Source organism: Massilia sp. P2_C2 (assembly GCF_056404615.1).
Genome location: NZ_JBFUDR010000275.1, coordinates 1 through 8,517, shown reverse-complemented (window position 1 = coordinate 8,517; position 8,517 = coordinate 1). Strand labels below are relative to the sequence as shown.

At 64.8% G+C, this 8,517-nt stretch carries 9 protein-coding genes; 4 read left to right on the top strand and 5 right to left on the bottom strand.

What is annotated here, in order from left to right; all coding sequences use genetic code 11:
- A partial coding sequence (locus AC1DYX_RS24305) for an AMIN domain-containing protein (protein ID WP_477263635.1) occupies positions 1-565 on the bottom strand: 565 nt, incomplete at its 3' end.
- Entirely contained in the window at positions 529-1,017 is a 489-nt protein-coding gene (gene tsaE / locus AC1DYX_RS24300; protein ID WP_477263633.1) for a tRNA (adenosine(37)-N6)-threonylcarbamoyltransferase complex ATPase subunit type 1 TsaE, read from the bottom strand. The genes AC1DYX_RS24305 and tsaE, both read right to left, overlap by 37 nt.
- A gap of 69 nt (positions 1,018-1,086) precedes the next feature.
- Here tsaE and queG point away from each other — a divergent pair, with 69 nt between their 5' ends.
- A complete protein-coding gene (gene queG, locus AC1DYX_RS24295; protein WP_477263631.1) occupies positions 1,087-2,184 on the top strand; it encodes a tRNA epoxyqueuosine(34) reductase QueG in 1,098 nt (365 codons plus the stop codon).
- 131 nt (positions 2,185-2,315) lie between these two features.
- Here the strand turns inward: queG and AC1DYX_RS24290 are convergent, their stop codons facing one another.
- The 3 genes from AC1DYX_RS24290 to AC1DYX_RS24280 form a co-directional block, all read right to left on the bottom strand.
- Positions 2,316-2,696 carry a DUF3052 family protein gene (locus AC1DYX_RS24290; protein WP_477263629.1) on the bottom strand — a complete coding sequence of 127 codons (381 nt, stop codon included), beginning with the start codon at positions 2,694-2,696 and terminating at the stop codon, positions 2,316-2,318.
- A gap of 135 nt (positions 2,697-2,831) precedes the next feature.
- Positions 2,832-3,425, bottom strand: coding sequence for a response regulator transcription factor (locus AC1DYX_RS24285; protein WP_477263627.1), 594 nt, complete (start codon positions 3,423-3,425; stop codon positions 2,832-2,834).
- A gap of 41 nt (positions 3,426-3,466) precedes the next feature.
- Positions 3,467-5,479 carry a two-component system sensor histidine kinase NtrB gene (locus AC1DYX_RS24280; RefSeq protein ID WP_477263626.1) on the bottom strand — a complete coding sequence of 671 codons (2,013 nt, stop codon included), beginning with the start codon at positions 5,477-5,479 and terminating at the stop codon, positions 3,467-3,469.
- 130 nt (positions 5,480-5,609) lie between these two features.
- Between AC1DYX_RS24280 and AC1DYX_RS24275 the strand changes: the two genes are divergently transcribed.
- The 3 genes from AC1DYX_RS24275 (at position 5,610) to xerD (ending at position 8,474) form a co-directional block, all read left to right on the top strand.
- A complete protein-coding gene (locus AC1DYX_RS24275; protein WP_477263624.1) occupies positions 5,610-6,638 on the top strand; it encodes a TRAP transporter substrate-binding protein in 1,029 nt (342 codons plus the stop codon).
- A gap of 427 nt (positions 6,639-7,065) precedes the next feature.
- Positions 7,066-7,596 carry a methylated-DNA--[protein]-cysteine S-methyltransferase gene (locus AC1DYX_RS24270; protein WP_477263622.1) on the top strand — a complete coding sequence of 177 codons (531 nt, stop codon included), beginning with the start codon at positions 7,066-7,068 and terminating at the stop codon, positions 7,594-7,596.
- Positions 7,569-8,474: a site-specific tyrosine recombinase XerD gene (gene xerD / locus AC1DYX_RS24265; RefSeq protein ID WP_477263620.1), complete on the top strand. Its 906-nt coding sequence runs from the start codon at positions 7,569-7,571 to the stop codon at positions 8,472-8,474. The genes AC1DYX_RS24270 and xerD overlap by 28 nt, the downstream gene beginning before the upstream one ends.
- Positions 8,475-8,517 lie beyond the last annotated feature (43 nt).

Genomic DNA, 8,517 nt, shown 5'->3' with positions numbered 1-8,517 from the left:
GGCCGACGGTCGTCTCGCCCGGTTGCACGGCCGGGGTCGGCGTGGCGGGCGGGGCTTCCGTGGTCCAGTTTTCCTTGGCGATCATGCTCGCGAGGGGATCGACGGCCTTGACCGGATACAGGTCGAAGATCAGCCGGTGGTGATAGCCGGCGATGGGCGCCAGGGTGAACACCTGCGGCTTGACGTCTTCCTTCAGGTCGAACACGAGGCGCACGACGTTCGGCCGGTTCTGGCCCACGCGCACCTGCCTGATGTACGGGTCGTTCGATTCGACCTTGGCGACGAGGCTTTTCAGCGTGTCGTTCAGTGCGAGGCCTTCGATGTCGACGACGAGGCGCGGTGGGTCCGGCACCATGAAGTGCGTCGTCTTCAGCTCGCCGTCGTTTTCCAGGGTGACGCGGGTGTACTCGTCGGCCGGCCACACGCGCACGGCCATGATCTGGGCGGCGGACGCCGACAGCGGCGCGACGACGGACAGCAGCAGCGTGCCGCCGGCCTTCAGCACCGTGCGGCGCCTGGGCGATGGAATCAGGGAGTCGGGGGGTAATGCAGGCGTTCGAGGCATAGCAGGCCCAAGTCGGACAACGCCTGCAATTCTACCTCACGCCCGTTACCGCTGACCTTAAGCAACACTTTAACGTCGGGCGGCGGCAACACAGGTTCTCCCTTTTCCGGCCACTCGACGATGCAGATGTTGTTGCCGTCGAAATCCTCGCGGAAGCCCGCGTCGAGGAATTCCTCGGGGCTGGACATGCGGTACAGGTCGTAGTGGATCAGGTTGATCTTTTGTCCATCCAGGTCGATGCGATACGGCTCGGACAGCGTATAGGTCGGGCTCTTGACGGCGCCCTTGTGGCCGGCCGCGTGCAGCAGGGCGCGCGTGAGCGCCGTCTTGCCGGCGCCGAGGTCGCCATGCAGGTAGATCACGAGGCCCGGACGCAACGCGCGGGAAAGCGCGGCACCCAGTGCCTGCGTGGCGGATTCGTCGGGAAGATAGACTGTCAGTTGCTGCGGCATCGAATAAAATGAGAGGTTGCGCGATTGTTTTGCGATCGTTTTTGCGATTATTTGTCCGTCATGTCCGCCATGCCATCACCCGTCCAGCCCGATCTCCACGCGCTCGCCCAGGCCATCAAGGCATGGGGCAGGGAGCTGGGTTTTGCCGACGTGCGCATCGCCGACATCGACCTGGCCGACCAGGAGGCGGGCCTGCAGGCCTGGCTGGACGCCGGCCATCACGGCGAGATGGATTATATGGCAAGCCACGGCATGAAGCGCGCCCGACCGGCCGAGCTGGTGCCGGGCACGGTGCGCGTGATCAGCGTCCGCATGGATTACCTGCCCAGCGCCGCCCCGGCCGACTGGCGCGCGCGCGAACGCCTGCGGCAGGACGACCCGCAGGCGGCGGTCGTGTCGCTGTATGCGCGCGGCCGCGACTATCACAAGGTGTTGCGCAACCGTCTGCAGGCCTTGGCCGAGCGCCTCCGCGGCGCCGTCGGCGAGTACGGCTACCGTGTGTTCACGGATTCCGCGCCCGTGATGGAATTGCCGCTGGCGCAGAAGGCGGGCCTCGGCTGGCGCGGCAAGCACACCCTGTTGCTCTCCCGCACGGCCGGCTCCACGTTCTTCATCGGCGAGATCCTCGTCGACCTGCCGCTGCCCGTCGATCCTCCCACCGACGCCCATTGCGGCCAGTGCAACGCCTGCATCGAAGCCTGCCCGACGGGCGCGATCCTGGGGCCGGGCCGGCTGGATGCGCGCCGCTGCATCTCCTACCTGACCATCGAGTTGAAGGGCAGCATCCCGGAAGACCTGCGTCCGCTGATCGGCAACCGCATCTATGGTTGCGACGATTGCCAGCTGGTATGCCCATGGAACAAGTTCGCGCAGCGGGCGACGGTGCCGGATTTCGACGAAAGGAACGGCCTGGGCACGGCGGGCATGGTCGAGTTGTTCGGCTGGAGCGAGGAAGATTTCAATCGCCGCCTGGAAGGCAGTCCTATCCGCCGCATCGGGCACGAGCGCTGGCTGYGCAATCTGGCGGTCGGGCTGGGCAACGCGGCCGCGGCGACGCCGGGGAACGACGACATCGTCGCGGCGCTGCGCGCCCGCGCGGCGCACCCGTCCGCGCTCGTGCGCGAGCACGTCATGTGGGCGCTCGCGCGCCATGGCGCAATTAAGTAGGTTGGGCATTTGAGGCCGGGGGGGATTGATGCCGGGGGCATCAATCCAATGAAACGTGCCCACGCGTGACGTATGTGGATTGCCAACGTCCGCGTGGGCACAGGGTGCCCACCCTACATAGGTTCTGAGCGTCAGAGTTCGATGCGCTTCATGCGTAGCGCGGACCAGTCGCCGTCGATGGAAATCATGGCCACACCCGTGATGCCATTCTTCTTGGCATAGTCATTGATCGAATCGCGGTTGATGTCCGTGGCCTTGGAGGCCGTCTGCTTCAGGTAGGCAACCCACAGCGAGCCCTTGTCGCCCATACGTTCCTTGGCGATGGGGAAGTATTGTTCGAGTTCCTTGCGGTTCAGTGCAAACATCAGCACCACGTCCGCCTTGTCCTGGTCTGGCTTGACCAGGTTGGCCGGCATTTGCGACACCAGGCCGGGGTGGACGCTCCCGTTCAAAATCACAATCGATTTTGCGGTCTTCAAGAACATCTTGTCGGCTATCGTCTTCTCGCTCATCTGCGTTCCCTAAAGAATTTTTTGACGTGGCTAGAATATGGCTCCATGTTCAGGTTGATTTTACAAGCGAACCCCGCGCCGCACAGGGCGTGCCGGCCTGTCGTGCGCGCGCTGACCGAAGGAAAGGGAATAGTGTTATTTCAACAGACCGGCCAGCTCGACGGCCGTCTTGACCTGCATCTTGTCGAAGATATGCGCCCGGTGCACCTCGACCGTGCGCATGCTGATGCCGAGCTTGTCGGCCACGACCTTGTTCATATTGCCGGCCAGAATGAGGTCGAGGACTTCGCGTTCGCGCGCCGACAGCGTGGCGAGACGGGCGCGGACGGCGTCCCTTGCCGCGGCCTGGCGCGAGGCGGCGAGGGCTTCCTCGATGCGGTCCATCAGCTGGTTGTCGTTGAAGGGCTTTTCGAAGAAATCGAAGGCGCCGCGCTTGAGGGAATCGACGGCCATCGGCACGTCGCCGTGGCCGGTCAGGAAGATCACGGGCAGGCGTGCCAGCAGGCCGCGCGCCACCAGCTGGTCGAACACGGCGATGCCGTTCATGCCCGGCATGCGCACGTCCAGCAGGACGCAGTCGCCGTGCACGGCATCGGCTGCAAACCGGTCGCCGATCGCATCGAGGAAGGCCTGTCCCCCGGCATGGCCGCGCGCCGGCAACCCGCGCGATTGCGCCAGCCATGCGAGGGCGTCCCGGATGACGTCTTCGTCGTCGACGATATGCAGCATGAAGTCTCCTTTTTTTTACGTATTGTAAAGTAAAGCACGACTCAGGCGACGGGGGCTTCCTGGGCCTGCTGCAGCGTGAACGTGAAGATGGTGCCGCCGCCCGGGTTGGCGGCGTGGGTCAGGGTGCCGCCGTGGAATTCGATCGCGGTGCGGCAGATCGACAGGCCCATGCCCATGCCCTCGGCCTTGGTCGAGAAGAACGGCGAGAACAGGCGCTCGGCCACTTCCGGCGCGATGCCATGGCCATTGTCGATCACGGACACCGCGACCTGTCCCTGTTCTCCCGCCGTCGCCGCGATGCGCAGCACGCGCCGTTCCGGATCGATGGCCTGCATCGCCTCGATCGCGTTGCGCGTGAGGTTCAGCAGCACCTGCTCGATCAGTACGCGGTCCGCGAGTACCGGCGGCAGGTCGGGCGGCACGTCCACCTGCAGCGCCACATAGCTCTGGCGCGCCTGCAGCTCGACGAGGGCGCGGATGCCGTCGACGACGTGGGGAATGGCGACCGTCTCGCGGCGCGGTTCCCGTTTCTTGACGAATTCGTGCACGCTGCGGATGATCTGGCCGGCGCGGCGCGCCTGCGTATTGGCCTGTTCCAGCGCGCGTCGGAGCATGCCGACGTCGAGCGACGCCGAGGTCGCCCCGCCGCCGCCGCCCGCGTCACCGGCGCGCGCCAGCACGTTCAGCGCGCCCGCCGTGTAGCTCGAGATGGCGGCCAGCGGCTGGTTCAGCTCGTGTGCCAGCATCGACGAGATCTCGCCCATCGTCGCCAGGCGCGCGCTCGTCTCCAGCTTTTCCTGCTGCTGGCGGTTGAGTTCCTCGGCGCGCTTGCGGTCCGTGATGTCGAGGATGGAACCCATCCAGCCCGTGTGGCGGCCGTTGGCGTCAACGAGCGGGGCCTCGAACACGAGCACCGGCACGCGCTCGCCGTCCGGGCGCTGGAACACGGTCTCGAACTGCGGCGTGGCCTGGCCCGCCAGCACCTTGCGCAGGCGCTCCTCGTATTCGGCCATCGCTTCCGGGGCCCAGTACGGCATCGGCGGCGGCTTGCCCAGCAGCTCTTCCGGCGGCAGTCCGACGATGCGGCAGAACGCCGGGTTGACGTAGGTGACGCGGCCCTCCAGGTCGCGCGCGCGCAGGCCCGTGAGCAGCGAATTCTCCATCGCCGTGCGGAAGATCATCTGCTGGCGCAGCGCGTTTTCGGCCGCGAGCGTGCGCGCGATGTGGCGCCACAGCGCGCCGAGCGAGATCACGAGCCCCAGCGCCAGCACGATCACGGAGCCCACCAGCAAATTCGGCAGCAGCTTCGGCGCGCCCTTGACGCTGTCGGTGGCGAGCACGATCTGCGCGCCGGGCAGGTCCAGCGCGCGCTTGTGCGTGTAGACGCCCCGGCCCGGACCGCCGGCCGCGCGCTGCGCCACGACGTGGTCGTCGCGGTCGAGCAGCGACAGGGCGTTGTCCTGGGCGAACCACCACGGCACGTTCTCGTCCAGCAGCGTCTGCAGGTTGTACGTGGCGACGAGGCTGCCCATGTAGTTGCCGGCGTGGTACAGCGGCAGGTGGAAGTCGATCAGGCCGTGCACGAGGCCCTTGGCGCGGTAGGGGTCGCTGTAGCGTCCGATGCGGGTGCTGCGCGCCATGGTGGCGGCGTCGCGCGACGATTGCGTCAGGCCCTCGGGCGGCAGTTCCAGCCCGCGGCTCGCCTTGACGTCGCCGCGCGCGTCGTACCAGATGATGCGCTGCAGTTCGTGTCCGTTCTTGAACATCTGCGCCAGGCGTGCCTGCAGGACGGCGGGTTGCGGCGTCTCCACGGCCAGGTCGGCGCCCAGCGCGGCCAGCGCTTCCTCGCTGCGCGCCAGTTCGAAGCGCAGGGTCTGCTCGACCCACAGCGTGTCGGCGATCAGCTGTTCCTGGCGCTCGTTGCTTTCCATCTGGCGCGCCTGCCAGGGCAGCCACAGCAGGACGAGCAGGAACAGCAGCACCAGCAGCACGGGCACCAGCCAGCGCCATGGGCCTTCCGGGACAGGGCGGGGCAAGGTAAATGGCGTCTTCATGTGATAACGTTTCGTCCTTTGTCCTTTTGCCGACGTCCGTTCGTCGTGGTTTTCCACGATAGCGGCGCCGAGCAGGAACCGGCACACTGGGGGCCGGTACCCGAATATACACCGCGGTATGAGGAAATCTATGCGCATCAAAACGATGCTGGCCGCGCTCGCTGTCCTGGCCGGACTGGGCGCGGCCGGCGGCGTCCGGGCCCAGGCGCCCATCGTCATCAAGTTCAGCCACGTCGTGGCGCCGGACGCGCCCAAGGGCCAGGCGGCCGAACGCTTCCGCGTGCTGGCGGAGCAGTACACGCACGGCCGGGTCCGGGTCGAAGTCTATCCCAACAGCCAGTTATACAAGGACAAGGAAGAACTGGAAGCGCTGCAACTGGGCGCCGTGCAGATGCTGGCGCCGTCGCTGGCCAAGTTCGGGCCGCTCGGCGTGAAGGAATTCGAGGCCTTCGACCTGCCGTATATCTTTCCGACCAAGGCGGCGCTGTATGCCGTGACGGAAGGTCCGATCGGCAGAAGCCTGCTGCAAAAGCTGGAAACCAAGGGCATCACGGGCCTCGCTTACTGGGACAACGGTTTCAAGGTGATGTCGGCCAACCGCCCGCTGCACAGCCCGGCGGATTTCCGCGGCCTGCGCATGCGTATCCAGGGCTCCAAGGTGCTCGATGCGCAGATGCGCGCGCTGGGCGCCATCCCCCAGGTGCTGGCGTTTTCCGACGTTTATCCGGCCCTGCAGGCCCATGTCGTGGACGGCACCGAGAATCCGCCGTCGAACATGCTCACGCAGCGGATGAATGAGGTGCAGAAATACGTGACGGTGTCGAACCACGGCTATCTCGGCTACGCCGTCATCGTCAACAAGAAGTTCTGGGATGGCTTGCCGCGTGATATCCGCGAGGAACTTGAACAGGCGTTGCGCGAAGCGACGGTGTTCGAAAAGACGATTGCGCAGCGCGACAACGACGCGGCCCTGGAGGCGATCCGCAAGACCGGCAAGACCAAGGTTTATACGCTGACGCCGCAGGAGCAGGCCGACTGGCGCCGCGCCCTGTTGCCTGTGCAAAAACAGATGGAAGGCCGGATCGGCAAGGACCTGATCGACGCCATCAACCAGACGACGTCCCGCGCCGTGGCGCCCACGACGGCCTGGACCTGGTAGTTCCGCCCGTTTTCGGTGCAATGAAACGTGCAGAAAGGAAATTTAGTTGATTTTTAATCAATCAAGAAATGGCGGCGACTATTTTATGCCATGTCACAGGGGCTTATGACCGAAATATATTTCGTGAATGTATATAAAAAACTACGCTTTTCTTATGCGGTTGCGTTATGATGGGGCACCTTTTGGCACCAACGTGGTGCGATGAAGGCGAACCGAATACGATTTTGGGAGAGGGAAAAGAAAGCGGTAAAACCAAAAAATTTTACCGTAAAAACAGTTAGGAGGAGACACACGTTTTATATGATGCAGCCGGCAATGACCAGGCAGCCGAAAACGTGACCAAATTTAAAAACGCACCCACGGGTGCGTTTTTTTTCATCCGTACCCAGGGCTTGCGATCCCAGGTGCAGGGTTTTACACTGCATCGATGAACACACAACAAGGCAGCGAGATTTTCAGCGCCATCATCGCGGCGCCGTTTGGAGCGATGGGCATCCGTACCGAAGACGGACGGTTGCGCGAACTGGTCTACCTGCCGTCGCATTACCAGGAAAAGGCGGCGCAGGATGCCGTCGCCGAACAGGCCGCCATCCAGGTGGCGCGCTATTTCGAGGATCCCGATTTCCGTTTCGACCTGCCGCTGAAAGAGGCCGGCAGCGCATTCCAGCGGCGCGTCTGGGACACGATCTGCGCGATTCCGCGCGGCAGCGTGCGCACCTATGGCCAGATCGCGAAGCAGCTGGAATCGGCCCCGCGCGCCGTCGGCCAGGCCTGCGGCGCCAACTGGTTCCCGCTCGTGATTCCCTGCCACCGCGTGACGGCGTCCGGCGGCCTGGGCGGCTTTTCCAGCAGCGACGACGAACACGGATTCCAGCTCGGGATCAAGCGCTGGCTGCTGCGCCACGAAGGCGCACTGGCGCTCGAGATGCCATGGCAGCAGCAGTCAATCTTCCCCTGATCGACGCGTTCTGCGACACGCTCTGGCTCGAGCACGGACTGGCGAAGAATTCCCTCGACGCCTACCGGCGCGACCTGCGCCTGTTCGCGCGCTGGCTCGAAGTCAGGCGTCCGGAGCGGTGCGACCTGTACGCCGTCGAACCGCAGGATATCGCCGCCTATTTCGCCGAACGCCATGAAGACACGAAGCCCAGTTCGGCCAACCGCCGGCTGTCGGTGCTCAAGCGCTTTTACCAGCTCGCGTTGCGCGACCGCCGCATCGACGCCGACCCGTGTCTCAAGATGGCGTCCGCGAAACAGCCGCAGCGCTTCGTGCATACGCTGACGGAAGCCCAGGTCGACGCGCTGCTGGCCGCGCCGGATGTGTCCACGCCACTCGGCCTGCGCGAGCGCACGATGCTGGAACTGATGTATGCCAGCGGGCTGCGCGTGTCGGAACTCGTCGCGTTGAAGCTCGTCGAACTGAGCCTGAACGATGGCGTGCTGCGCATCACGGGCAAGGGCAGCAAGACGCGCCTCGTGCCGTTCGGCGAACAGGCGCGATACTGGCTGGAACGCTATCTGAACGAGGCGCGCGGCGTCATCCTGGATGGGCAAATCGACGATGCCCTGTTCGTGACGAACCGCGGCGGCCCGATGACGCGCCAGATGTTCTGGGTCGTGATCAAGAAGCATGCGGCCAGGGCGGGCATCACCGCGCCATTGTCGCCGCATACGCTGCGTCACGCTTTCGCCACGCATTTGCTGAACCACGGCGCCGATCTCCGCGTCGTGCAGTTGCTGCTGGGCCATTCTGACATTTCTACGACGCAGATCTACACCCACGTTGCGCGCGAGCGCCTGAAGCATCTGCATGCCCGTCACCACCCGCGTGGTTAATTCTCAAGACGGGGACTGACGAGTGGTCCATAATGGACTGGTA